Source organism: Sedimentitalea xiamensis, assembly GCF_030164465.1.
GTDB classification, from domain to species: domain Bacteria; phylum Pseudomonadota; class Alphaproteobacteria; order Rhodobacterales; family Rhodobacteraceae; genus Sedimentitalea; species Sedimentitalea xiamensis.
On the sequence record NZ_JASNJE010000003.1, the window covers coordinates 1 to 25009 of the forward strand.

The 25009-nt window shown below is 64.8% G+C and carries 30 protein-coding genes; 17 read left to right on the top strand and 13 right to left on the bottom strand.

The window, feature by feature from the left end; all coding sequences use genetic code 11:
- Positions 1-292: 292 nt before the first annotated feature.
- Together QO034_RS02985 and QO034_RS02990 are read right to left on the bottom strand one after the other, a co-directional pair.
- Positions 293-1552: a glycosyltransferase gene (locus QO034_RS02985; RefSeq protein WP_284484021.1), complete on the bottom strand. Its 1260-nt coding sequence runs from the start codon at positions 1550-1552 to the stop codon at positions 293-295.
- 113 nt (positions 1553-1665) lie between these two features.
- Complete coding sequence (locus QO034_RS02990; RefSeq protein WP_284484022.1) at positions 1666-2436, bottom strand: FadR/GntR family transcriptional regulator; 771 nt, start codon at positions 2434-2436, stop codon at positions 1666-1668.
- Positions 2437-2545: 109 nt separating this feature from the next.
- On the opposite strand from QO034_RS02990, the gene QO034_RS02995 reads away from it, so the two are divergent.
- Together QO034_RS02995 and smc are read left to right on the top strand one after the other, a co-directional pair.
- Positions 2546-2953 (top strand): hypothetical protein, encoded by a 408-nt coding sequence (locus QO034_RS02995; RefSeq protein WP_284484023.1) that lies wholly within the window; start codon positions 2546-2548, stop codon positions 2951-2953.
- Positions 2954-3086: 133 nt separating this feature from the next.
- Positions 3087-6542, top strand: coding sequence for a chromosome segregation protein SMC (smc, locus tag QO034_RS03000; RefSeq protein WP_284484024.1), 3456 nt, complete (start codon positions 3087-3089; stop codon positions 6540-6542).
- A 57-nt stretch (positions 6543-6599) separates the two neighbouring features.
- Here the strand turns inward: smc and QO034_RS03005 are convergent, their stop codons facing one another.
- The 3 genes from QO034_RS03005 to QO034_RS03015 form a co-directional block, all read right to left on the bottom strand.
- A complete protein-coding gene (locus QO034_RS03005) occupies positions 6600-7214 on the bottom strand; it encodes a PRC-barrel domain-containing protein (protein ID WP_284484025.1) in 615 nt (204 codons plus the stop codon).
- 153 nt (positions 7215-7367) lie between these two features.
- A complete protein-coding gene (gene cbiB, locus QO034_RS03010; protein ID WP_284484026.1) occupies positions 7368-8297 on the bottom strand; it encodes an adenosylcobinamide-phosphate synthase CbiB in 930 nt (309 codons plus the stop codon).
- Positions 8294-9256, bottom strand: a complete 963-nt coding sequence (locus tag QO034_RS03015; protein ID WP_284484027.1) for a threonine-phosphate decarboxylase — start codon at positions 9254-9256, stop codon at positions 8294-8296. Before QO034_RS03015 ends, cbiB begins: the two co-directional genes overlap by 4 nt.
- A gap of 190 nt (positions 9257-9446) precedes the next feature.
- Between QO034_RS03015 and QO034_RS03020 the strand changes: the two genes are divergently transcribed.
- Entirely contained in the window at positions 9447-9809 is a 363-nt protein-coding gene (locus tag QO034_RS03020) for a response regulator transcription factor (protein ID WP_284484028.1), read from the top strand.
- Here the strand turns inward: QO034_RS03020 and QO034_RS03025 are convergent.
- Positions 9791-10780: a glutathione S-transferase family protein gene (locus tag QO034_RS03025; RefSeq protein ID WP_284484029.1), complete on the bottom strand. Its 990-nt coding sequence runs from the start codon at positions 10778-10780 to the stop codon at positions 9791-9793. The genes QO034_RS03020 and QO034_RS03025 overlap by 19 nt on opposite strands.
- Positions 10781-10989: 209 nt before the next feature.
- Between QO034_RS03025 and QO034_RS03030 the strand changes: the two genes are divergently transcribed.
- The gene (locus QO034_RS03030; protein WP_284484030.1) at positions 10990-11340 is read left to right on the top strand and encodes a hypothetical protein; all 351 of its coding nucleotides are present in this window, start codon (positions 10990-10992) and stop codon (positions 11338-11340) included.
- Here the strand turns inward: QO034_RS03030 and QO034_RS03035 are convergent, their stop codons facing one another.
- Positions 11341-12513, bottom strand: a complete 1173-nt coding sequence (locus QO034_RS03035) for a MalY/PatB family protein (protein WP_284484031.1) — start codon at positions 12511-12513, stop codon at positions 11341-11343.
- 93 nt (positions 12514-12606) lie between these two features.
- Between QO034_RS03035 and def (QO034_RS03040) the strand changes: the two genes are divergently transcribed.
- From def (QO034_RS03040) to QO034_RS03065, 6 genes are read left to right on the top strand one after another with little or no spacing between them, the layout of a single operon-like run.
- Entirely contained in the window at positions 12607-13125 is a 519-nt protein-coding gene (def, locus tag QO034_RS03040; protein ID WP_284484032.1) for a peptide deformylase, read from the top strand.
- Positions 13125-13622 (top strand): peptide deformylase, encoded by a 498-nt coding sequence (gene def / locus QO034_RS03045; RefSeq protein ID WP_284484033.1) that lies wholly within the window; start codon positions 13125-13127, stop codon positions 13620-13622. The genes def (QO034_RS03040) and def (QO034_RS03045) overlap by 1 nt, the downstream gene beginning before the upstream one ends.
- Positions 13619-14116, top strand: coding sequence for a peptide deformylase (gene def / locus QO034_RS03050; protein WP_284484034.1), 498 nt, complete (start codon positions 13619-13621; stop codon positions 14114-14116). The genes def (QO034_RS03045) and def (QO034_RS03050) overlap by 4 nt, the downstream gene beginning before the upstream one ends.
- 24 nt (positions 14117-14140) lie before the next feature.
- Positions 14141-15046, top strand: coding sequence for a methionyl-tRNA formyltransferase (gene fmt, locus QO034_RS03055; protein ID WP_284484035.1), 906 nt, complete (start codon positions 14141-14143; stop codon positions 15044-15046).
- Positions 15047-15056: 10 nt separating this feature from the next.
- A complete protein-coding gene (locus QO034_RS03060) occupies positions 15057-15293 on the top strand; it encodes a hypothetical protein (RefSeq protein WP_284484036.1) in 237 nt (78 codons plus the stop codon).
- 4 nt (positions 15294-15297) lie between these two features.
- A complete protein-coding gene (locus QO034_RS03065) occupies positions 15298-15531 on the top strand; it encodes a GlsB/YeaQ/YmgE family stress response membrane protein (RefSeq protein ID WP_284484037.1) in 234 nt (77 codons plus the stop codon).
- Position 15532: 1 nt separating this feature from the next.
- On the opposite strand, the gene QO034_RS03070 is transcribed toward QO034_RS03065, so the two are convergent.
- From QO034_RS03070 to QO034_RS03095, 6 genes are all read right to left on the bottom strand, one after another.
- The gene (locus QO034_RS03070) at positions 15533-16156 is read right to left on the bottom strand and encodes a trimeric intracellular cation channel family protein (protein WP_284484038.1); all 624 of its coding nucleotides are present in this window, start codon (positions 16154-16156) and stop codon (positions 15533-15535) included.
- A complete protein-coding gene (gene rnhA, locus QO034_RS03075; protein ID WP_284484039.1) occupies positions 16153-16620 on the bottom strand; it encodes a ribonuclease HI in 468 nt (155 codons plus the stop codon). Before rnhA ends, QO034_RS03070 begins: the two co-directional genes overlap by 4 nt.
- Positions 16613-16843, bottom strand: a complete 231-nt coding sequence (locus QO034_RS03080) for a hypothetical protein (protein WP_284484040.1) — start codon at positions 16841-16843, stop codon at positions 16613-16615. Before QO034_RS03080 ends, rnhA begins: the two co-directional genes overlap by 8 nt.
- A complete protein-coding gene (locus QO034_RS03085) occupies positions 16840-17292 on the bottom strand; it encodes a DUF3429 domain-containing protein (protein WP_284484041.1) in 453 nt (150 codons plus the stop codon). Before QO034_RS03085 ends, QO034_RS03080 begins: the two co-directional genes overlap by 4 nt.
- The gene (gene ispH, locus QO034_RS03090) at positions 17289-18239 is read right to left on the bottom strand and encodes a 4-hydroxy-3-methylbut-2-enyl diphosphate reductase (RefSeq protein ID WP_284484042.1); all 951 of its coding nucleotides are present in this window, start codon (positions 18237-18239) and stop codon (positions 17289-17291) included. Before ispH ends, QO034_RS03085 begins: the two co-directional genes overlap by 4 nt.
- 369 nt (positions 18240-18608) lie before the next feature.
- Positions 18609-19181, bottom strand: a complete 573-nt coding sequence (locus QO034_RS03095) for a LabA-like NYN domain-containing protein (protein ID WP_284484279.1) — start codon at positions 19179-19181, stop codon at positions 18609-18611.
- 137 nt (positions 19182-19318) lie between these two features.
- On the opposite strand from QO034_RS03095, the gene folK reads away from it, so the two are divergent.
- From folK to acpS, 7 genes are all read left to right on the top strand, one after another.
- Positions 19319-19888 (top strand): 2-amino-4-hydroxy-6-hydroxymethyldihydropteridine diphosphokinase, encoded by a 570-nt coding sequence (gene folK, locus QO034_RS03100; RefSeq protein WP_284484043.1) that lies wholly within the window; start codon positions 19319-19321, stop codon positions 19886-19888.
- Positions 19889-19975: 87 nt separating this feature from the next.
- Positions 19976-20329, top strand: coding sequence for a DNA-directed RNA polymerase subunit omega (gene rpoZ / locus QO034_RS03105; protein WP_284484044.1), 354 nt, complete (start codon positions 19976-19978; stop codon positions 20327-20329).
- A 31-nt stretch (positions 20330-20360) separates the two neighbouring features.
- Positions 20361-22493, top strand: a complete 2133-nt coding sequence (locus tag QO034_RS03110) for a RelA/SpoT family protein (protein WP_284484045.1) — start codon at positions 20361-20363, stop codon at positions 22491-22493.
- Between the two features lie 29 nt (positions 22494-22522).
- Positions 22523-23179, top strand: a complete 657-nt coding sequence (locus tag QO034_RS03115) for a DUF2062 domain-containing protein (RefSeq protein ID WP_284484046.1) — start codon at positions 22523-22525, stop codon at positions 23177-23179.
- Positions 23180-23211: 32 nt separating this feature from the next.
- A complete protein-coding gene (locus QO034_RS03120) occupies positions 23212-23961 on the top strand; it encodes a pyridoxine 5'-phosphate synthase (protein ID WP_284484047.1) in 750 nt (249 codons plus the stop codon).
- A complete protein-coding gene (locus QO034_RS03125) occupies positions 23954-24574 on the top strand; it encodes a LysE family translocator (protein ID WP_284484048.1) in 621 nt (206 codons plus the stop codon). Before QO034_RS03120 ends, QO034_RS03125 begins: the two co-directional genes overlap by 8 nt.
- The gene (acpS, locus tag QO034_RS03130) at positions 24571-24981 is read left to right on the top strand and encodes a holo-ACP synthase (RefSeq protein ID WP_284484049.1); all 411 of its coding nucleotides are present in this window, start codon (positions 24571-24573) and stop codon (positions 24979-24981) included. Before QO034_RS03125 ends, acpS begins: the two co-directional genes overlap by 4 nt.
- The last annotated feature ends 28 nt before the right edge of the window (positions 24982-25009 follow it).

The window sequence follows — 25009 nt, forward strand, 5'->3', positions numbered from 1 at the left end:
TTCTTCTTCATCGCATGGCGGAGGCCGGGAAAGGCGGGCTGCTTGGGCATCGGGAGTGTCCTTGCTGATCATGCCCAGTCTACCTCAACCCGCTCAGAGAGCGAGGTTTTTCAGACTTTCCTACACGCAGTTCAATGCTGCCGGCAGAGTTCAGGCCGGGATCGACTGCGAATACGACTTGAACAGTCACGGTTCATTCCCCGGACAGAGATCCTGACGGCCGACACAACATTGTAAGAACACACCGGAATGCGTCGGATCGCCGCTTTTGAGCCTGGAGATGTTGCACATTCTACCGGCCCGCTTCTTCAATCATTTTCTCGCACAAAGCCACGTATCTTTGAACCGATAGGTTCTCGTTGAACTGGTTGAGCATGAGAGTGCGGCATTTCTCACCCATTTCTTTCCGGAGCGCTTCGTTCGTCAATACCGTCTCGATGTTTTTCGCCAACATCAAAGTGTCTTCCGGAGGGGCAAGAAAGCCGGTCTCTCCGTCGAAAACACAGTCAGGCATTCCGCCCACATCGAAAGAGAGGACCGGCAGCCCGCATGCCATCGCTTCCAGGGCGACATTCGGCAAATTGTCGGCTCGCGTCGGCAGGACGAAAGCATCGGCGGCGCTGTAGGCAACGGCCAGGGCCTCTGCGCCATCGAGCTTGCCGAGATATCGAATACCTTCGAGACGGGAATGTGCCTTGCCCATCGCGACTGGCGTCACATGCAAGCTCTTTGGCAGTCGTCGCAATGAATCCAGAAGCAGGTCGAACCCTTTTCTGAGGTCATTCACATCTTCGGCAGCGAACAAAAGAATTTTTTCGCTGTTTTCCAGTCCAAGGCGCTGCCTTGCGTTGCTCCGAGGGATTGGGCGGTAATCGTCTGTGTTCACACCCGTTGGAATATGGATGGTGTCAAAACGCTTCAGCAGACTGCTTCGATCAGCCTGTTTCTTCAACCACCGGCTGGGTGCCACAGGGTGAAAGTGTTTCGGGTCCGTGTCAGCGAAGGCTTTCGACTTTCGCTCCAATGCATACTGAGAAAGATCATCGGGAGCCGGGTTCTGCAACACTGGACAGTCTCCGCAAGCTTGCTGGAAATGGTCGCAGCCCATCGAATAATGGCAGCCCCCGGTCATCAGGTTCATGTCCGCCATGCGCCAAAAAGCCGGTCTCTTTCCGATCGTCTTCATGAGAGGCAGCAAGTCGATGAGGTCCGAACTCCAGTGTAGTGCAAATATGTCGGATTCGGGAAGGTTTCGCGATAGAGCATTGCCCAGGCTTCCCATGCCGGTGGAGAAAGGTCCGACTTGTTCCATCGGACGCGGTCGATACTTGCGCTTTAATCTTTTGTTCCTGAATCTTCGAAGCTTGTAATCGATCCAGTCCAACGGATCCAGGTTTTCGCGAATGTTCAGGAAGCTTGGGTCGTTCCCCATCTTGATCCGCACCAGAACTTTACTGTCGATTCCAAGCTTTTGCATTGCTTTGTGCAATTTGGCTGCCGCCAGCATTGCGCCACCGCCACTATCCGCTTCGCAAATATGCGTGATTTTCATATGGACTCTTCCGGTTAAGTCATGGGGTTTAAAATGAAATTTCGAACTTGGGCAGTATAGAGGAGCGACGCGGCAAGCTCAAATGAGCAAACTTTCGAACGAAACCGGCCGGGTCAGTCGGTCGCTGTTTCATGCGCCAACTTCTGGCGGGCGATGATTTCGTTCGCATCGGCGCGTTTCTGGTCGCGAAGCGCCTGTTCGACATTGTCCAGATGCGCGACGACGGCTTTCCGGGCGCCGTCCGGGTCGCGGGCCTGAAGGGCGTCGTTGATGGCCCGGTGCTGTTCCAGCAACGCATCGCGGGAGTAGCGCTGCCGGAAGATGGTCAGGCGGTTGTAGAACACGCCGTTGCGCAGCAGTTCGAACATCGACCGCATCATGTGCAGCATGACCACGTTGTGGCCGGCCTCGATGATCGCGCTGTGGAACTGCGCGTCGATCTCGGCTTCTTCCTCCGCGCTCCGGCGCGGCTTGTCGGCGCACATCCTGTCGAAAATCGACTGCACCACCTTGAGGTCGCTGTCGGACGCCTGCCGCGCCGCCCGTTCCGCGGCGAGCGCCTCGATGTCGCGGCGGAAGGACAGGTAGTCGAACACGGCTTCTTCGTGGCTGGCGAAGAGATCGACCAGGGCGGGCGAAAAGGCCGATCCCAGAACCTCGGCCACATAGATGCCGGACCCCGCACGGGTGGACAGCAGCCCCCTGGCCTGGAGTTCGGCCACCGCCTCGCGCAGGCTCGGCCGCGACACGCCCAGGCGGTCGGCGAGTTCGCGTTCTGACGGCAAACGTTCGCCGGGGCGCAGGATCCCCCGCAGGATCAGCAGCTCGATCTGGCGCACGACCGAGGTCGAGAGTTTTTCCAACTGGACTTTCTGAAAGGGCATGCGGCGGTTTCCGGATATTGGTCAAATGATATGACCAGACCGGGGGCGCGACAACCAGTTTCCCGCCCCGTAAAGAGCTTGTTAACCCTGATGCCCGAAGAGTCGGAGCATGATCCGTCTCCTTCTCTGCCTTTGCCTTGGCGTTGCGGCTTGCAACATGGCGGGTCCGTATTTCCGGGGTCTCCCGGCGACGCGGGTGACGGTGGATGGCAGCGTGTTCGATGTCCGGGTGCGCGGCGATCTGGCGGAAGCGCAGCGCCGGAGTCCGGAATACGCGCCGCGGTTCGGGCCGATCCGGGCGCGGGCGGCCTTTGCGATGGAGCAGGTCAGCGGCTGCATCGTGCGCGAGGTGCAGGGCGACCAGGCAGTGGCCACGGGCAGGCTGTCCTGTTCGGGGCGGTCGCCGGACTGGGTGCAGCCGATGGATCCGAGGTCCTACAACTGCGTTCAGATCGGGGCGCTGCTGAACGATATGCCCGGTGGCCCATATTCGGAATTTGATTGCGATTCCTACTGACGATCTGTTGAAAACGTCAATATGTTGGGGATAAAACCGCCGATTTGACCAGATACAGCGCAAACGCGTTGACTCGGGCCGGGCCTAGGCCGCACATTCCCTATCCAGGCAGGAATCAGAACAGGCACGCGCTTTGCGGTTTTCCAAACTCAGACTGACCGGATTCAAGAGCTTCGTCGATCCGACCGATCTGATCATCGCGGATGGTCTGACCGGGGTGGTCGGGCCGAACGGTTGCGGCAAGTCGAACCTGCTGGAAGCCCTGCGCTGGGTGATGGGGGAAAATCGCCCGACGACCATGCGCGGCTCCGGCATGGAGGACGTGATCTTTGCCGGGGCGGCGACCCGCCCGGCGCGCAATTTCGCCGAGGTGACGCTACAGATCGACAACGCGGAACGGCTCGCCCCTGCCGGGTTCAACGATACGGATGCGCTGGACATCGTCCGCCGCATCACCCGCGATGTGGGAAGCGCCTACAAGGTCAATACCAAGGACGTGCGCGCCCGCGACGTGCAGATGCTGTTTGCCGATGCCTCGACCGGGGCGCATTCGCCCGCACTCGTCGGGCAGGGGCGGATTTCGGAACTGATCAACGCCAAGCCGAAGTCGCGGCGGCGCATTCTCGAGGAAGCGGCGGGGATCTCCGGTCTCTACCAGCGGCGGCATGAAGCGGAGCTGAAGCTGAAAGGCGCGGAAACCAACCTGCTGCGGGTCGACGACGTGATCGAGCAGCTTGCGGCGCAGCTGGCGCAACTGGCCCGGCAGGCCCGGCAGGCGGCGCGCTATCGGGAGATCGGCGAGCAGTTGCGGCAGGCCGAGGGGCAGTTGCTCTACCGCCGCTGGAAAGAGGCGGACGAGGCGCGTGCGGCGGCGGAAGAGATCCTGCGTGCGCGGGTCAGCGAAGCGGCGCAGGCCGAAGCCGCCGCGCGGCAGGCGGCCAGACTGCATGCGGAACGGGAAGAGGCCCTGCCGCCTTTGCGTGAGGAAGAGGCCATCGCGGCGGCGGTGCTGCAACGGTTGCAGGTGCAGCGCGACACGCTGGCCGATCAGGAGACCCGCGCCCGTCAGGCCATCGAAACCCTGACCGGGCGGATCGAGCAGCTGGGCCGGGACATCGACCGCGAGACCGGTCTGAACCGGGACGCCGGCGACACGATCGAACGGCTGGACTGGGAACTGCGCGAACTGGTGAAGGCCGAAGACGGCCATGAGGACCGTCTGGCCGAAGCCGCCGAATTGGCGAAGGAGGCGGCGGCGGTCCTGCAGGCCCGCGAAACCGACCTGTCCGCCCAGACCGAGGACGTGGCCCGGCTGGCCGCCCGGCACCAGTCCGCGCACCGTCTGCTCGAGGACAGCCGCAAGACCGAGGCCAAGTCCGAGGCCGAGGCCGAGAAGGCACGCGCGGCAATGGCCGTGTCGCGGGCGGCCCTGGACAAGGCTGCCGGGGATTTCCAGGCGGCGACAAGGGCCGAGGCGGAGGCCGTGGCCGCGGCCTCCGGGGCCGAGGCCAAGCTGACCGAAACCGAGGCGCAGCGCGCCGCTGTGCACGAGCGCGAGGCCGACGCCCGCGCCGAACGGTCCGAGGCGACGGGAGAGTTGAACGCACTGGAAGCGGAAGTGACCGCGCTGAGCAAGCTCTTGCAGCGCGACACGGCGGAAGGCGGGCAGATCCTGGACCGGTTGCAGGTCGAGCAGGGGTTCGAAAAGGCGCTGGGAGCGGCGCTGGCGGACGATCTGCGCGCGCCCGAGGTCGAGGGCGACGGCCCGTCCGGCTGGACGGTTCTGCCGGCCTATGCGAGCGCGCAGGCGTTGCCGGGCGGGATCACGCCCCTGTCCAACCACGTGTCCGTGCCGGATGTTCTGATGCGCCGGATGGGGCAGATCGGGCTGGTCGCGGCGGATGACGGCCAAAGGTTGCAGCGGGATCTGAAGCCGGGCCAGCGGCTGGTGTCGCTGGAGGGCGATCTCTGGCGGTGGGACGGGTATCGCGCCTGGGCCGAAGACGCGCCGAGCGCGGCGGCGCTGCGCCTTCAGCAGCTCAACCGGCTCGAGGACCTGAAGCAGACCCTGGCCCGCGCCACGGCCCGCGCCGAGGGCGCGATCCGGGCGCATGAGGCGCTGACACGGCAATTGGCGGATCTGGCCGACGCCGACCAGAAGGCCCGCGCCGCCCGGCGCGACGCCGACCGGGCGGTGACGGATGCGGGCCGCGCCCTGAGCCGGGCGGAGGCGGACCGGAACCTGGCAGAAGGCCGGCTCGAATCGCTGGGGCTGGCGGTGGCCCGGCACGAGGAAGAAGCCATCGGCGCCCGCGTCCAGGTCCGCGAGGCCGAGCGGGCGGTGGCCGATCTCGGCGATCTGGACACAGCGCGGGCGGCGGCCGAAGACGTGAAGATGACGGTGGAGGCGAGCCGCATCACCATGATGTCCCGCCGGTCCGCCCATGACGAGCTGCGCCGCGAAGGCGAGGCCCGCACCCGGCGCCGTCAGGAGGTGACCAAGGAGCTGAGCGGCTGGCGGCACCGCCTGGACACGGCGGAGAAACGCATTGCCGAACTGGCGGAGCGCAAGGCCGCGTCGGAACGGGAGTTGCAGGAGGCCAGCGCGGTTCCGGCAGAGATCGCCGCGAAGCGGGAGGAACTGTCCGGCGCGATCGCCGATGCCGAGGCGCGGCGCGCCAATGCCGGCGATGCGCTGTCCGCCGCCGAAGCCGCCCTGCGCGCGGCGGTGCAGGCGGAACGCGAGGCCGAGCGCACCGCTTCGGAGGCCCGCGAGGCGCGGGCGCGCGCAGAGGCGCGGTCGGACGCGGCGCGGGAAACGGTGCTGCACGCCGCCGAGCGGATCGCCGACGACCAGGAGGCGACGCCGAGTCAGTTGCTGAACCGGCTGGCCATCGATCCGGACCGGATCCCGAATTCCGAAGCATTGGAAGCGGAGGTCAACCGGCACAAGCGGCAACGCGACGCCCTGGGCGCGGTCAACCTGCGGGCGGAAGAGGACTCCAGGGAAGTCCAGGAAGAACATGACACGCTGGCGCGCGAAAAGGCCGATCTCGAAGAGGCGATAAAGACCCTGAGAAACGGTATCGCCAGCCTGAACCGCGAGGGGCGCGAACGGCTGCTTACCGCCTTCGAGCAGGTCAACAGCAATTTCACGCTGCTTTTCCGGCATCTGTTCGGCGGCGGTGAGGCCAATCTTGTCATGGTCGAAAGCGACGATCCGCTGGATGCGGGGCTCGAGATCATGTGCCAGCCGCCGGGCAAGAAGCTGAGCACCCTGTCTCTGTTGTCGGGCGGCGAGCAGACGCTGACCGCGCTGGCGCTGATCTTTGCCGTGTTCCTGGCCAACCCGGCGCCGATCTGCGTTCTGGACGAGGTGGACGCGCCGCTGGACGACGCCAACGTCACCCGGTTCTGCGATCTTCTGGACGAGATGTGCCGGCAGACCGACACCCGGTTCCTGATCATCACCCACCACGCGGTCACGATGAGCCGCATGGATCGGCTGTTCGGGGTCACGATGGCGGAACAGGGCGTGTCGCAGCTGGTGTCCGTCGACCTGAAAAAGGCGGAGTCGATGGTGGCCTGATCCCGGCAGGCGAAAGGACCCCCGTGGGGGTCCTTTGCAAGGTCGTTTCGGCGTGGGTCAGCTTTCGTATTCGGGCATGTCTTTCAGCTGCTCATAGGTCGCGGTCACGCTGGCGCGGATTTCTTCACCCTCCACCTCGCGTTGCAGGCTGAAGGTTTCATAGTTCAGGCCCACCGGCTTTTCGCCCAGCCCCAGGAAACCGCCGACATCCACCACGAGGGTTTCGATCTCGCCTTCCGGGGACAGCACGATTTCCGAAATTTCGCCGATCCATTCGTTCTTGCTGTCATAGACGCGGGCGCCATCCAGCTCCTCGGCGGTCACCTGCGCCGGTTCGACATAGGCATAGCCGTCCATCGGCGCGCCGGAGGGCTTCTGCACCATGCCGGTGCCGGAGTCGGCCTTCATGTCATCGACGGCTTCTGCGGTCGCCTGACCGGCGGCGTCGATCGCCTGTTCGGTTTTCTCGGCGACGGTCCCGGCAGCGTTCCCGACCGCCTGGGCGGCATCCTCTGCCGTGTTCTCGGCGGCCTTGGCGGTGTCGCTGACAGCCTCTTCCGTGGCTTCGGCGGCCTTGTCGATGGCGTTGCCCTCGGCGGGTTTGGGTTCGGTCGCGTAGGCGGGCAGGGCAAGGGCCGTGGCCAGCGCGGTGGTTGCGAACAGATGTTTCATCTCTGCGTCTCCTCTTGTTGCGGCCCGGATGCGAAACTGCCGCCGGGCGCTCGTCTCATGTGGGGGATCAACGGCGCGCCCACCGGATTGGTTCCATCGGGGCAGATGTTTTTTCGGCAGATTCTTGCCGATATCGGCCTGAAGCGGCGCGACCTAAACCATCAGCAGGAAACCGGTGGCCGCCCCGGCCAGCAGCATGACCAGAGACAGCCCCCAGACCCGCCACAGCATCGCGACGGCGGCGTCGATGTCGTCCGCGCCGATCTCGCGCCGCGCCCCGCCATTCACCCAGGCCAGCTGCCGGAGCTGCCCATCGTAGCTGCGCGGTCCGGCCAGCGCGAGATCCAGTGCGCGGGCCATGGCGGCCTCGGGCCAGCCCGCGTTGGGCGAGCGGTGGCGCCGGGCGTCCCGCACGATCTCCGGCCAGGCGCGAAGCTGCCCGGCCAGCGCCGCGATCATCAGGCCGGTCAGGCGGGCGGGGATCAGGTTCAGCAGGTCGTCGCTGCGGGCCGCGGCCCAGCCGAACGCCTCGTGACGGGGCGTGCGGTATCCGATCGTGCTGTCCGCCGTGTTGATTGCCTTGTAGAGAACGAGACCGGGCAGGCCGGCGACCAGGAACCAGAAGGCCGGGGCGATCACGCCGTCGCTCAGGTTTTCGGAGGCGCTTTCGATGGCGGCGCGGGCGACCTCCGCCTGCGTCATGTCCCGGCAATCCCGGCTGACGATCATCGCCACCGCGGCGCGTGCATCGTCCGCCGACAGGCGCAAGGCCGCCGCAACCGCCGCCACATGCTCCACCAGCGACCGCTGGGCGAGCAGGATCGCGGCGGTGGCGATTTCGATGACCGGGCCGCCCAGCGACAGCAGCCATCCGGCAAGGATCGCGCCGCCGGACAGCAGCAGAACCGCAAGAACACCCTTCGCCCGCCGTGCCGGCGGGGCGTTGAACACGCGGTCCAGCGCCCCGACCGCCCGGCCCATCAGCACCGCCGGATGCGGCAGCCGGGACCAGAGCCACCGTGGTTCCCCGAACAGCCCATCCAGCAGCAGCGCCGCCGCGACCAGCAATGCGCCGTCGGTCACAACGCGTCCCGAAGCCGGATCCAGCCGTTGGGGCCGGGCAGACCGAGCCGCAGCAGGGTCGATGAATAGGGAAAGCGGCGCGACCAGATGTGCCGTTGCGCCAGCCTGTCCTGCCACCGCGCCGCATCGTCGACGCGGTAGAGCCGGAACAGGTCGGTGCCGCCTGCCGGCGCGGCGCCGGCGGCGGTGATCATCGCGTCCAGACGGGCCGCGTCATCGCGCAGCCGGGTGCGCGTGCGGTCGGCCCAGGCGGTGTCGCTCAGGGCGGCGGCCCCGATGCGCAGCGCCGGTCCGGAAACAGGCCAGGGACCCAGCATGTCGGCCAGCCGGCCGATCGTGTCCTGCCGCGCGATGGCGAAACCGAGCCGCAACCCGGCCAGCCCCCAGAATTTGCCAAAGCTTTTCAGGACCAGGCGGCCGGGCTGACCGGCCAGCTGGATCAGGCTGGCCTCCGGCATCACGTCGCAGAAACTCTCGTCGATGATGGTGAGGTCGGCATCGGCATCCTTCGGCGTCCAGAGCCGCCCGTCCGGGTTGTTCGGATGCACGAGGACCCGTGCATCAGCCTGTCCGCCGTCCTTTATCGCCCATCCGGACGCGGCGAAGGCCGCCGCGTGTTCGTTGTAGGTTGGCGGCGTGATCCCGACCCGTCCCGGCGGCAGGAGCGCGGGCAGGCGCGCGATCAGCGCGGATGCGCCGGGGGCGGGCAGGATCGCGGCCCCGTCCGGAACCCGCCAGAACCTCCGCGCCGCCGTGACCAGCGCCGCGTGGGCATTCCGGTCCGGCAGCGCCGTCCAGTCCGAACCGGAGAGATCCGGCAGCGGGTAGGGCACCGGGTTGATTCCGGTCGACAGGTCGATCCAGCCCGCGCGCGTGCCGCCGTGGCGGGCCATGGCCGCGTCGAGTCCCCCGCCATGATCGCGTTCCGATGACGTGTTTGCGGGTCGATTGGGGAACATGCGATACTTTCAACCGGGGGTTATCTGCGATCTTGCCGGTTCAAGCGGATTTCCGCCCGGCACACAAGGTTGTTATCGGAAAATTGCCGATGCCGGGAGACCGTTAAGGTTTTGTTAAGACAATGGGAACATGACGGGGTGGGGGAGAGGCACACGAAACGCTAACGGCAAGACGTGCCCGGATGGTCTTATGAATGTGCTCATTGTAGAAAGCAGGTCGGATTTGGGCGTCCTTTGGCGGCGCCATCTTGAACGCCAGGGGGCCGATGTGACCCTGGTTCACAGTCAGGAAGCGGCCATCATGGCGCTTTACGGAGAAGACTTCGACATTATTGTCCTGGACCTGGTCCTGGATCACGGCAGCGCTCTGGCGGTGGCCGATTTCGCGAGCTACCGGCGTCCCGGTGCCCGCGTGATCTTCGTGACCAACACCAGCTTCTTTTCGGACGGGTCCATTTTCGCCCATTCTCCGAATGCCTGCGCTTACGTTCAGAGCGAGACGCCGCCGGAGGACCTGGCGGCGATGGTCGAACATTACGCGGCGGTGCGCTGATCCCGGCGATGAGGTTCGTGCCAGTCGATGACCGGATTGATCGGAATGATCCGGTGCGGATTGATGCTGTCGTGGCTGTAGTGGTAGTGGCGCACGATATGCGCCATGTTGACGGTGCGCGCGACTCCGGGCCAGTGGAACAATTCGCGCGCGTAGCCCCAGAGGTTGGGAAAGTCGATCAGCCGTGCGCGGTTGCATTTGAAATGCAGGTGATAGACCGAATCGAACCGCACGAGGGTCGTGAACAGCCGCCAATCCGCTTCGGTGATCCTGTCGCCAAGCAGGTAGCGTTGCCGCGATAGCCGCTCTTCGAGCCAATCGAGACTGTCGAACAACGGGCCGACGGCCTCGTCATAAGCCGATTGGGTGGTGGCGAAACCGGCCTTGTAGACGCCGTTGTTGACCGTGTCGTAGATGCGTTCGTTCACCTGTTCGATCTCGTCCCGCATCGCGGCGGGCCAGTAGTCGTCGCAGTTACCCGTCAGCCGGTCGAAGGCCGAATTGAACATGCGGATGATCTCGGAACTTTCGTTGGACACGATCGTGTTCGTCCACGTGTCCCAGAGGATCGGCACCGTCACGCGGCCGGAATATTCCGGCGCGGCGCGGGTATAGATCTGATGGGCATAGTCCTGACCGTGCAGGGTGTCTCCGGTCGCGCCGCGATCGTCGGTCTTGAACGTCCAGCCCTTGTCCAGCATGTCCGGATGCACGACCGACACAGCGATGTGATCCGACAGATCCTTGAGTTCGCGGAAGATCAGGGTTCGGTGCGCCCAGGGGCAGGCGAAGCTGACGTAGAGATGATAGCGCCCCGAATCAGGGGTGAACCCGCCGGTGCCGGTCGGACCCGCCCCGCCGTCTTCCGTCACCCAGTTTCGGAACTGCGCGGCGGACCGTTCGAATTTACCCCCGGAAGACTTGGTGTCATACCATTTGTCGTGCCAGACCCCATCAATCAGCAATCCCATTGCGGCAATCTCCCTTGTTTTCATGGAGACACATAGGGCCGCGACGGGAAAATTCCCAGTTCCGGCTCCGCGCAGGGGACCTGCGATGCCGCACAGGGGCGTCGCGCAGGCACCACATTTTCCACTGCGGCCGGGGGTTTACCGAACTGTCACTTGATTTTGCGAGCCAGAGTGACACCCTGCATATGCTGCCTTGGGAGGGATGCGCCATGTCGACCTATATCAGCGACGATGTCCGTTGCGAAATCACTGCGGCCCGTCTGGCCAGCCTGAAGAAGCTGAGCCGGTTGCGCGTCCGAGCCGGGCAGGAGGTGTATACCATCCTGCGGATGTGGCGCGGCGGGTTCTCCGTCGAGGCCGACACGGTGCCGCCGCTGCGCGGCCTGGTCGATCTTTACGATGGCGAACGGCATCTCTGCCAATGCCTGATCATCGGGTCGGAACCGGAAGCCGGTGAGCGGCGCTATGAATTCAAACGCAACACCGCCGCCACTGAGACTGCGCCGCTGGACCATTACCGTGAACCGGGAGCACCCGCCGGACTGCTGCCGCGGTTCTGATCAGTGCAAATCGGAAAAGGCCGCGCGCAGGCGCGTGCAGGCCTCTTCGACCCGGTATCGCTGGGTCGCGAGGTTGAAGCGCTGAAACCGTTCGCCGCCGGTGCCGAAACCGGGGCCGGGAGATGTGGCGATCCGGGCGTTTTCGCGCAGGCGCGTCTCGATTTCCGGGTCCGTCAGGCCGGTGCCGGAAAAATCCACCCAGGCCAGGTAGGTCGCCTGCAGCGGCATCGACCAGAGGCCGGGAATGGCATTGACGGTTTCGTCGAACAGGTGCCGGTTGCCGTCGAGATGCCGGTTCTGCGCATCGGCCCATTCGGCGCCGGCGGGCGAATAGGCCGCCTCGATCATCATCATGCCGAGAGAGTTCGGGCTGTAATCCAGCGCGCGCAGCCGGGCGCGGATCGCGGCGCGCAGATCCGGGTCCGGGATGATCATGTTGCCGGTGCGCAGCCCGGCGATGTTGAAGGTTTTCGACGCGGCGGTCAGGAAGACCGTGCTGGCGCGTGTCTCGGGGCTGGCGAGATCCATCGGCAGGAAGCTGTTGCCGGGCATGATCAGGTCATGGTGAATCTCGTCACAGACCAGGATCAGCCCGTTGCGCGCGGCGAATGCGCCGATGGCGCGCAGTTCTTCGCGGGTCCAGATCCGCCCGGACGGGTTCTGGGGGGAACTCCAGATCAGCAGTTTCTCGTTTCCGGTTAGGCGGTTCTGGGCGTCCTCGAGATCGAGCACATAGGTGTTCTGTCCGCGCACCAGCGGGCATTCCACCACTTCGCGCCCGGATTTCCGGATCTTCATCGCGAACTCGTGGTAGACCGGTGTGAAGATCACCGCGCCGTCGCCCGGGTCGCTGAACACGTCGAGGCAGAGCGCGATGGCGTTGCCGAGACCCTGCGTGGTCAGGATCCAGTCGGTGTCGATCTCCCAGCGGTGCCGGGTCTTCATCCACCACTGGATGGCGGCCAGGTATTCCGGATATTCCCAGACATACCCGAAGGCCCCATGTGCCGCCGCTCTCTGGACGGCCTCGATCACGCAGGGCGCGGTGGGGTAATCGGAGTCGGCGGTCCACATGGCCAGCCCGTCGTCGGGCGAGACCCCGAACAGCGTTTCCATCTTGTCCCATTTGCTGGAATGGGTTCCGCGACGGTCGATCGGGTCGTTGAAAGTCATGTCGGTCTCCTGTGGTCGGGCGCAAGCTAACCGGAAATGTCTCGGGCGCAAGGGGCGTTGCGGTGGGACCGTCGATCGCCTACATGAACCGCCATGAAACGTTCGATCCTGATCCATCCCGACCCGCGTCTGAAAAAGGTCTGCGCACCCGTGGGCGACCTGACGGACGATTTGCGCAAGCTGGCCGACGACATGCTGGAAACCATGTATGACGCGCCGGGCATCGGCCTGGCCGCGCCGCAGGTCGGCGTGCTCGACCGGTTGATCGTGCTGGACTGCGTCAAGGAAGAAGGCGCGGCGCCCAGACCGACCGTGATGTTCAACCCGGAGATCGTCGCGGCGTCGGACAAGACCAGCGTCTATGAGGAAGGCTGCCTGTCGATACCGGAACAATACGGCGAAGTCACCCGTCCGGCCGAGGTCGAGGTCGAATGGATCGACCGGAACGGCAACCCGCAGAAAGCCGCATTCGACAAGCTGTGGGCGACCTGCGTGCAGCACGAGATCGACCATCTCAACGGCAAGCTGTTCATCGACTATCTGAAACCGCTGCGCCGGCAGATGATCACCCGCAAGATGCAGAAGCTGAAACGCGAAATGGCGCGATCCTGATGGCCGTCCTGCCGATCCTTCGATGGCCGGACGACAGGCTGCGCATGGTCTGCGAACCGGTCGCCGCGGATGACGACGTGGCGGCGGTGATCGGAGACCTGTTCGACACCATGTATGCCGCGCCGGGGCGCGGGCTCGCCGGTCCGCAGATCGGCGTGATGAAGCGGGTCTTCGTTGTCGATGTCGGCTGGAAAGACGGGCCGCGCAGCCCGGTGGCCTTTGTGAACCCACGCCTGATCGAGACATCGGAAACCCTGGTGGAGGGCACCGAAGCCTGCCTTTCGATCCCCGGTATTTCGACCGTCGTGACCCGGCCGGACTGGATTGTCCTGGCCTGGAGCGATGCGGAGGGACGGCATCACAGCCGAAGGTTCGACGCGGCAGAGGCCCGTTGCATCCAGCATGAGCTGGACCACCTGAACGGCATCGTGACGCTTCAGCACCTGGATCCTGCCGCCCGCGCGAAGGCGGATGCGGATTACGCGGTTGCAGGATGACGGTCCGCCGTTGCATCCCCTGGCCCGACAGGCGGCTGCGCACGCAAGCGCAGCCGGTCGAAGCGATCACGGAGGAGATCCGTGCCCTTTGGGACGACATGATCGACACGATGGAGGCGATGCCCGGCGTCGGTCTCGCGGCGCCGCAGATCGGCGTGCTGCTGCGGCTGGCGGTGGTCGACGGCTCGACGCAACGGGGGAAGGCGGTGCGGCTGGCGAACCCGGAAATCCTGCATGCGTCGGTCGAGTTTCGCGACCATGACGAGGCCAGCCCGAACCTGCCCGGCGTATCGGCCCGGATCAGCCGGCCGCGCGCGGTCACGGTGCGCTACCTGGATGAACACGGGACGATCAACCGCCGGGATTTCGTCGGGATCGAGGCGACCAGTGTCCAGCATCAGATCGACCACCTGAACGGTCGGATGTATTTCGACAACCTGTCCAAGGTCAAACGCGACATGCTGTTGCGAAAGGCGAAGAAAGCGGCGGGGTGAACCCGACCGGGAAAGGGCCGGAACATGCGCGTTGTCTTCATGGGAACCCCGGAGTTTTCGGTGCCGGTACTCGACGCTCTCATCGCGGCGGGACATGAAATCGTCGCTGTCTATTGCCAGCCGCCGCGACCCGCCGGGCGCGGAAAGAAGGAGCGCCCAAGCCCGGTGCAGGCGCGGGCCGAAACGCTCGGCCTGCCGGTTCGCCATCCGGTAACTCTGAGAACGCCCGAGGCGCAGGCCGCGTTCGCAGGGCTTCGCGCGGATGTCGCCGTGGTGGTGGCCTATGGCCTGATCCTGCCGCGGGCGGTGCTGGATGCGCCGCGCCTGGGCTGCCTGAACATCCACGCGAGCCTGCTGCCGCGCTGGCGCGGCGCGGCGCCGATCCATCGGGCGATCATGGCAGGCGACCGGGAAACCGGCGTCTGCATCATGCAGATGGAGGCGGGGCTGGATACCGGTCCGGTGCTGCTGCGCGAGGCGACGCCGATCGCACCGGACGAGACCACCGACCGGCTGCACGACCGCCTTTCGGACATGGGGGCGGCGCTGATCGTCCGGGCGCTGGAGGCTCCGGAACGGCTGCATCCGCAGCCTCAGCCCGAGGCGGGCGTGACCTATGCCGGCAAGATCGACAAGTCGGAAGCCCGTATCGACTGGAGCCGCCCGGCGGATGCGGTCGACCGCCAGATCCGCGGCCTGTCGCCCTTTCCGGGGGCCTGGACCGGGATCGAAGGCGAAAGGGTCAAGGTTCTGGCCTCGCGCCTGACCGAGGGCGAAGGTCCGGCGGGGCAGGTGCTGGATGACGCGCTGACCGTGGCCTGCGGTCGTGGGGCCGTGTCCATCCTGCGCTTGCAACGGGCGGGGAAGGCTGCGCAGGATACGGAAACGTTCCTGCGCGGACGGCCCGTGCCCAGGGGCGCAAGACTATAGGAGGACGGCCATGTTTCCGACCATGATCGGCACCGTCGTGATCGCGGGGATCGTCGGCTTTCTGTCGGAAAAAACCGGCTTTACCCGCAATGGCATCCTGCCATCCGTCATCATCTGCATCGGAGGCGCGTTCCTGTTCTATTTTGTCCGGATCATGTTCGGCTTCGGGTTCGGATCGCCTGGGCTGAACGCGATCCTGTCGTCGATCGGGGCCTTGATCATCATCCCGACCCATTGGCGCAGATGATCGCGTGGGCATTGTTGCATTGGTCATCATCGGCGCGGCTGCGGGGTTCCTCGCGACCCGCCTGATGCGCGTTGACGCGGACATTCCGACGACGATGTTCATCGGCATCATGGGGGCGCTGATCGGCGGGCTGATTCTGCGCAGCCTGCTGGCGGTGATGGGCGCGATGTCCGGTTTCGTCGGCGCCGTGCTGGGGGCGATGCTGCTGATCTGGCTCTGGCAGCGTTATCGGCGCTGAATCAGGCCCGCGGCGGACGGCTCTTGTAGACCGGGAGGCTCCAGCCGAAGGCGATCGATCCGGCGCGCAGGACCCAGCAGATCGCCGCCGCGATCACCAGCGCCGGGCGCGTTCCCAGATCGAAGTGAAGCGCGGTCAGTGCCGCCGCCGCGCCGGCCAGCGCCGCCGTGGCGTAGAGTTCGCCCTGCTTCAGCACCAGCGGGATTTCCCCGACCACCACGTCGCGCATCAGACCGCCAAGGCACCCGGTCGCCACCCCCATCAACGCGACGATCACGCCCGGCTGCCCCTCTGCCAAGGCGACGCCCGTGCCGGCGGCCACCGCGATGGACAGGGCGAAACTGTCCAGCCACAACAGCCAGCGATAGCGGCTTTCCATCAGGTGCGCGGTGAAGAACACGGCGACCGCGGCGGCGACCCCGATCAGGATATAGACGGGTTCCCCGACCCAGAACACCGGCTCGCGCCCCAGCAGCAGATCCCGCACCGTGCCGCCGCCGACGGCGGTCAGGCAGGCGATGAAGGCGAAGCCCACCAGGTCGAGCTGCGCGCGGCTGGCCACCAGCGCGCCGGTCAGCGCGAAGATCAGCACAGATCCGAAATCGAGCAACGCGAGAAAGGTCAACTGGCCGGCCTCCGGGGCTTGAACGGCTCCATCCCGGCGCGCGCCAGTTCGTCGGCGCGTTCGTTTTCCGGGTGGCCGGCGTGGCCCTTGACCCATTCCCATTTGACGTCGTGGCGGGCCTGCGCTTCGTCTAGCCGTTGCCAGAGTTCGACATTCTTGACGGGTTTCCTGGCCGAGGTTTTCCAGCCATTGCGTTTCCAGCCGTGAATCCAGCCGGTGACTCCGTTCTTCACGTATTGGCTGTCGGTGACGATGGTGATGGCGCTGGGCCTGTCCAGCGCCTCCAATGCGTTGATGGCGGCAAGCAGTTCCATCCGGTTGTTGGTGGTGTTCGCCTCGCCGCCGGACAATGCGCGTTCCTTGAGCACGGTTTCTCCCGACACGGCGCGCATGAGAACACCCCAGCCGCCGGGGCCGGGGTTGCCGGAACAGGCCCCATCGGTATAGGCGAAGAGATCAGGCATGGGCTTGGATCGCGATCCAGCTCTGGGGATGGCCCGCGAGGTTGGCGGCCTTGCCGGTCCAGTGTTCGACCGGTCCGCAGCCAAGGCCGGGCACCCGGCCGCCGGGATGGCTGGCTTTGATGAAACGGGCGATCATCGGATCGCGCAGGGCTTCCTTTTCGGCCCTCGCGGCGTAATCGCCGTTCTGCCGGTCATGGTCAGAGAGGGTGCGCGGATCGCTCATAGCCATACCCCGACCGATAGGCACGCGATGACGATTGCAGTGAGCGGCAGGCGCAGGCGCATCCACCATGCGGGGGCCAGCGCCCAGCGGGAGAACGCATAATCCAGCAGCAACAGCCCGGCAAATCCGAAGATCAGGTTGGTGCCGGCTCCGACCGGGCCGCCGCCGGTCATGAAGAACGCCCAGAGCGCGGGCAGCACCGACAGCGCGTAGCCGGTCACCGCCTGCGGGCCGCTCGCCCTGGTGGCGAAGCCCCACAAGACGCCGGACATGAAGGACAGGATCACCGAACCGTAAAACAGCTGCACATAGGGGCCGACGAAACGCGGACCGAGAAACCCCGCGCCCCAGGCCTGGAGGTCGAAGTTCAGATAGGTCGCCGCGCCCCAGAGAAACGGGACCAGCCCCGCGAGGCTCAGGACCAGCGGCGCGCGGGGAATGCCGGTCATTCCGCCGCCCGCAGGGTCCGCGGGACCTTGAACTCGACATTCTCGACGGCGGTTTCGATGGTCCGGATGGTGATGTCATACCTTTGCCGGATGGCGTCGATGACTTCGTCGATCAGTTCTTCGGGGGCGGATGCGCCGGCGGTGACACCGATGCTGTTCACCCCTTTCAGTGCGCGCCAGTCGATGTCCGCGGCCCGCTGGACGAGCTGGGCATAGGCGCAGCCGGCCTTGGCCCCGACTTCGACCAGGCGACGCGAGTTCGAGGAATTGGGAGCGCCCACCACGAGCATCGCGTCGGCATACGGAGCCATCGCCTTGACGGCCTCCTGCCGGTTGGTCGTAGCGTAGCAGATGTCTTCCTTGTGCGGCCCGACGATGGCCGGAAACCGGGTCTTGAGCGCGGCCACGATGTCGGCGGTGTCATCGACGCTCAGCGTCGTCTGGGTGACGAAGGCGATCCGGGTCTCGTCCCGCACCTGGACCGTGGCGACATCGAGGACGGTTTCAACGAGAAGCACCTCGCCTTCCGGAAGCTGGCCCATCGTTCCGATGGTTTCGGGGTGGTCCTTGTGCCCGATCATGATCATCTGCAAGCCGTTGTCCGCGTGGCGCTGCGCTTCGATATGCACCTTGCTGACCAGCGGGCAGGTGGCGTCCAGATAGATCATCCGGCGCGCGGCGGCCTCGGCGGGAACCGATTTCGGCACGCCATGGGCGGAAAAGATGACCGGCCTGTCCGCCGGGCATTCGTGCAGTTCCTCGACGAAAACCGCGCCTTTGGCCTTCAGCCCGTCGACCACGAACTTGTTGTGCACGATTTCGTGACGCACGTAGACCGGCGCGCCCCATTTCTGCAGCGCCATCTCGACGATCTTGATCGCCCGGTCCACACCGGCGCAGAACCCGCGCGGGGCCGCCAGATACAGGGTGAGGGGCGTCTTGGACATGGCATCGTTTCTCCTTGGCGGGTCACGTAAGGCTTTATGCCGCAATCGTCCAGTAGGTTGACGCCGGACGGGCGCTGGATGGCCTGTTCGGCTTTCAGGGCGTCTTTGCCGGCGCGCCGGGCGGCGCCGGTTTCCGGCACCGCAACGCGGAGCGGTGGCCTGCGATATTCATGGGCCGGGAAACGCTCCGAAGCCTGCACCCCGGTCAACACGGGGTGGCGGGACGCCGTTCCTCCGCCGGGGGCGATCCGGTTCCGCCATCCGACGCATCCCATCGACGGCAGCCGGTGTTCCGGCGCGGGACTGCGCCCATTTCCGCCGAAATGGGAGGATCACGCCAGTTCTCGTGAAACCGGCGTGAATGTCGTGTCAGCTGTTTGCGACAGAGACGCTGCGCGGTTCCGGCGACACGTCACGCGGCGGACGACCGATCACGTCGCGCAGTTCTTCCAGCTCGATGAAATTGTCGGCCTGACGGCGAAGTTCGTCCGAAATCATCGGCGGCTGGCTTCGGATCGTTGACACAACCGATACGCGCACGCCCTGGCGTTGCAGGCTGGCGACCAGCGGACGGAAATCTCCATCGCCGGAAAATAGCACGATGTGATCGACCCTGGGCGCCAGTTCCATGGCATCGACGGTGAGTTCGATGTCCATGTTGCCTTTGACTTTCCGACGCCCCATGCTGTCGGTGTATTCCTTCGCGGGCTTGGTCACCATCGTGAAGCCATTGTAGTGCAGCCAATCGACCAGTGGCCTTATCGGGGAATACTCGTCATTTTCAAGCAAAGCCGTATAATAGAACGCCCGTAGCATCTTTCCACGGCGCATGAATTCCTGTCGCAACAACTTGTAGTCGATATCAAAACCCAGCGCCTTCGCCGCTGCGTAAAGATTCGAACCATCGATGAACAGCGCAAGCCGTTCGTCTTTGTAAAACATCAACCTTTCCTTCCGGTAATTCGGTCCGTCGGTGTTCCGTGAGTGAGTGAGTGCTAAAAATTGACGGACTTTGATCTTTAAAATAGGTGAACGATCGCTGACGGCAAGTATCGCGATCATACGAATAGGGGTCAATGATGATCGATTTTCGGTCAATTCTTGCAATCGGTATGGGCGGAAACCTGCCTTTTGAGGGTTCCCCGACGGCAGTTACGCTGGTCCGCGCGCTGCGCCGCCTGTCCGGGCCCGAGGTGGTGATTCGCTCTGTCAGCCGGTTCTTCCAGACTCCCTGTTTTCCCGCCGGGGCAGGGCCGGATTACGTGAACGCCGCGGTGCTCGTCGAAACCCGGCTGCCTGTCGCCGAACTCCTGCAAAGGTTGCACCGCGTCGAATTGGAATTCGGACGCGCCCGCGCGCAGAGATGGGGGATGCGAACCCTGGATCTGGACATCCTGACCTGCGGCGAAAGCGTTCTGCCGGATCCGGAGACGTTTCGCCATTGGCTGACGCTGCCGCGGGAAACGCAGTTGCAGGCGGTGCCCGATCGGTTGATCGTGCCGCACCCTCGGCTTCAGGACAGGCCGTTCGCGCTGATTCCGCTGGCCGATATCGCGCCCGATTGGGTGCACCCGGTCCTGAACCGTTCCGTCCGCGAGCTTTGCGACGCCCTGCCGGCCGAGGATATTGCCGCCGTCCGCCCGATATAGGCGCGACCCCATATTCTCTGCTTGTCAAGCAATAGATTCGCGTCTAAACACGCCTTTTCTGGACACCCTACCTGATGGAGGCCACCGATGGCACGCGTAACGGTCGAAGACTGCGTCGACAAGGTTCCAAACCGATTCGAACTGGTGATGCTGGCCGCGCACAGGGCTCGGGAAATCTCGGCAGGCGCGGCGATCACGGTCGATCGCGACAACGACAAGAACCCCGTGGTGTCGCTGCGTGAAATCGCCGAGGAAACCCAGCGTGCCGACGATCTGCGCGAACGCCTGATCGAAAGCAACCAGAGCCAGATCGAGATCGACGAGCCGGAAGAGGATTCCATGGCGCTGCTGATGGGTACCGAAGCGGACAAGCCGGCCGAGGACGACATGTCCGAAGAAATGCTGCTGCGTCAGCTGATGGAGGCCCAGGGTCAGGGCTGAGGCTGTCGCGACCCTTGAAGGTGCGGACCGGATGATTGCAGTTGAAGATCTGATTGCGCTGGTCCGCAATTACAACCCGAAAACCAATGCAGATCGCATCGCCGCAGCCTATGCGTTCGGCCTGGATATGCACAAGGGGCAGTTCCGGCATTCGGGCGAACCCTATTTCTCGCATCCCGTCGCGGTGGCGGCGATCCTGACCGAACAGCGGTTGGACGATGCGACGATCATCACCGCGCTGCTGCACGACACGATCGAAGACACCAAGGCGTCCTATTCCGAGGTGGAACGGCGGTTCGGCACCGAAGTGGCGGAACTGGTCGATGGCGTCACCAAGCTGACCAACCTGCAATTGTCCAGCACCGAGACGAAGCAGGCGGAGAACTTCCGCAAGCTGTTCATGGCCATGTCCAAGGATCTGCGGGTCATCCTGGTCAAGCTGGCGGACCGGCTGCACAACATGCGCACGATCAAGTCGATGCGCCCGGAAAAGCAGGTTCAGAAAGCGCGCGAGACGATGGACATCTATGCGCCGCTCGCCGGGCGCATGGGGATGCAGTGGATGCGCGAGGAACTGGAAGACCTGAGCTTCCGCGTGCTGAACCCGGAAGGCCGGCAATCCATCATCCGCCGCTTCATCACCCTGCAGCGGGAAACCGGGGACGTGATCCACCGGATCACCGGCGACATGCGCAACGAACTGGAAAAGGCGGGAATCGAGGCCGAAGTTTTCGGTCGCGCCAAGAAGCCCTATTCGATCTGGCGCAAGATGCAGGAAAAGGAACAGGGGTTTTCGCGCCTCTCCGACATCTACGGGTTCCGCATCATCACCCGCAGCGAGGAAGACTGTTACCGCGCGCTGGGAACCATCCATCAGCGCTGGCGCGCGGTGCCGGGCCGGTTCAAGGACTACATCAGCCAGCCCAAGACCAACGGCTACCGGTCGATCCACACGACGGTATCGGGGCGTGACGGAAAGCGCGTCGAGGTGCAGATCCGCACCCGGCAGATGCACGATGTCGCCGAAACCGGCGTTGCGGCGCATTGGTCCTATCGCGACGGGGTGCGGACCAGGAACCCGTTCGCGGTGGACCCGGCGAAATGGATCTCGGGGCTGACGGAACAGTTCGACGCCGAGGAAGACCACGAGGATTTTCTCGAAGCGGTCAAACTGGAAATGTATTCCGACCAGGTGTTCTGCTTCACGCCCAAGGGCGATGTGGTCAAGCTGCCGCGCGGCGCCACGCCGATCGACTATGCCTATGCCATCCATACCCGCATCGGCGGGGCCTGTGTCGGGGCCAAGGTGGATGGGTTGCGGGTGCCCCTTTGGACGCGGCTGAAGAACGGCCAGTCGGTCGAGATCATCACCGCCGAGGGCCAGACGCCCCAGACCAGCTGGCTGGACATTGCCACCACCGGCAAGGCGCGCACCGCGATTCGGCGCGCCCTGCGTGAAGTCGACCGGGAACGCTTCGTGAAGCTGGGGCAGGAACTGGCGCGCGCCGCATTTGAACATGTGGGCCGAAAGGCTACCGACAAGGCGCTGGCGACCGCAGCCAAACACCTGCGGCTGCGGGACCGCAAGGAACTGCTGGCCAGACTCGGCAGCGCGGAACTCACGGCGCATGACGTGGTGCAGGCGGTCTATCCCGACCTCGCTCCCGACGCGGGCGACCAGATTTCGCCGCGTCGCGCCGTGATCGGCCTGAGTCCCGGACAGTCGTTCGAAAGGGCGCCCTGCTGTCAGCCTCTGCCGGGCGAACGGATCGTCGGCATCACCTTTCGGGGCAAGGGCGTGGTCGTTCATGCGATCGATTGCGACAAACTGAGCGAATACGAGGATCAGCCGGACCGCTGGGTCGATCTGCACTGGCACAGCGGCACGCATCCGGCGGTCTATGGTGCAACCCTGGATCTGACGATTGGCAATGACGCGGGGGTGCTGGGGCGTATTTGCACATTGATCGGTGAAAAAAAGGCCAATATCAGCGATCTCGTGTTCGTCGACAGGAAACCCGATTTCTTCCGGCTTCTTGTCAGCGTCGAACTGCGGGATGTCGAACAGCTGTTGTCCCTGATGTTGGCGCTCGAGGCGGATAGCGACGTGGCCGCCGTGGAGCGATTTCGAGAGAAGGCCAAGGTTCATTCCGCGGCCAGTTGAAGCAGACCCGGCAAGCAGAGGACTCCCCCTTGGTATTCAGACGCCGTGACCGACGCCCGATGCTGCGCGCCACAGCGGATTTTCTGTATCCTCGTGGCGGCTGGACCCGCGCGTTTCACTATATCAAGCACCGCGTCCGGCGGTTGCCGGATTCACCGGAACGGATTGCCCGCGGAATCTGGGCTGGCGTCTTCACCACGTTCACGCCGTTTTACACGATGCATTTCCTGGTGGCCTTCCTGATCGCGCGGCTGATGCAGGCCAATATCCTCGCGGCGCTGATGGCGACGTTCTTCGGTAACCCGCTGACCTATGTCCCCATCGGCTTTGTCTCGCTGAAGACCGGGCATTTCATTCTTGGGACGAAGTTCGAAGAACACCACGCCCGGTCCTTCGGCGGCAAGTTCCTGGATGCGGGCGACGATCTGAAGAACAACTTCATCGCCATGTTCACCGACAAGACCGCGGATTGGCACGGGCTGAGCGTGTTCTACCATGAGATTTTCCTGCCCTACCTGGTCGGGGGGATCCTGCCCGGAATGATCACCGCGACGATCTTCTACTACCTGAGCGTTCCGCTGATCCGGGCCTATCAGAAGCGCCGCAAGAAGATCATCAAGAAGAAGTTCGACGCGATTCGAAAAAAGGCCGAGACAGAGGCTGACGAAACCGCGAAAGCTGAATAACCTGCCACCAGACAAGCGACCGGAAATTCGACATGACAAACAAGCGTCTTCGCTTTGGCGTGAACATCGACCATGTGGCGACCGTCAGGAACGCCCGCGGCGGCGATACGCCCGATCCCCTGAGGGCGGCCCGTATCGCGCAAGAGGCGGGGGCGGACGGGATCACCGCCCATCTGCGCGAGGACCGGCGCCACATCAGCGATTCCGACATCGACGGGTTGATGCAGATCCTGGACATACCGCTGAATTTCGAGATGGCGGCGACGGAAGAAATGCAGGCCATCGCTCTGCGCCACAGGCCCCATGCGGTCTGCATCGTGCCGGAAAAGCGCGAGGAACGCACGACCGAGGGCGGGCTGGACGTGGCGCGCGACGAAAACCGTCTTGCGGCGTTCATCGCCCCGTTGCGCGACGCGGGCTCCCGCGTGTCGATCTTCATCGCAGCCGACATCCGGCAGGTCGAAGCGGCGCATCGGATCGGTGCGCAGGTGGTCGAGCTTCATTCCGGCGCCTATTGCGATGCCCATCACGAGGGGCGCCTGGACGACCGCGACCGCGAACTCGAAGCCCTGAGGCAGATGGTGGACCAGGCCGCCAGTCTGGGGCTTGAGGTTCATGTGGGCCATGGGCTCACCTACGAGACGGTACAGCCGGTTGCCGCCTTTCCGCAGGTCGTCGAACTGAACATCGGCCATTTCCTGATCGGCGAGGCGATTTTCCGCGGTCTGGAACCGGCGATCGCCGAAATGCGGCGGCTGATGGACGAGGCGCGCGGTGATTGACCCCGTAGCCGGCCTTGCGGTCGCGGGCGCATTCCTGATCGTCACGGTATCGCCGGGACCGGCGAACCTGGCCTGTGCCGCGATTGCGATGCGCGAGGGGCGCCGCCCCGGAGTCGCCTTCGGCATCGGACTCAGCCTCGGCCTGGCGTTCTGGGGCGTTCTGGCCGCCTGCGGTCTCGGGGCTGTCCTGCAAAAATCCGAATCGGTTCTGGCCGGTCTGAAGCTTTTCGGAGCCGCCTATCTGTTCTGGCTGGCAGCCGTGTCGGCGCGGGCTTCGGCCCGACCGGATGTCCCGGAACGGGCAAGGCCGTCCGGGGACAGGTGGATCGTGCAGGGGCTGCTGCTCAACCTGTCCAACCCAAAAGCCGTCTTTGCCTGGATGGCGGCGCTGGCCGTCGGGCTTGAGCCGTCCTCTGCCGCCGGATCCGTCGTCCCGGCGACGGTTCTCTGCGCCGGAATCGGATTGGCGAACTACCTGATGTGGGCGGCGCTGTTTTCCGTTCCGCGGGTCATGCAGGGCTACCGCCATGCGCGCCGCCGGATCGAACTGGCGCTTGCCGGAATCTTTGCGACGGCCGGTTTGGGGCTGCTTCGCTCGGCGTTGTCGCGATGATCCTCGGCATCGGCACCGATCTGGCCAACATCGACCGGATACAGGGCACCCTGGACCGGTTCGGCGACCGGTTCCGCAACCGCGTGTTCACCGAAACCGAGCAGCGCAAGGCGGAACGCCGCCTGGACACGGCGGGCACCTATGCCAAACGCTGGGCGGCGAAGGAAGCCTGTTCCAAGGCCCTGGGGACCGGACTGCGCATGGGGATCGCCTGGAAGGACATGGCCGTGAGCAACCTGCGCACGGGGCAACCGGTGATGGCGGTGACGGGCTGGGCGGCGGACCGGCTCGCGCAGATGACGCCACCGGGCCACGAGGCGATCATTCATGTGACCCTGACCGATGACCATCCCTGGGCGCAGGCTTTCGTGGTGATCGAGGCGCGCCCGCTCGCCGACGCGCCCTGAGGGCACCTTGACACTGCCGCACCGGCCC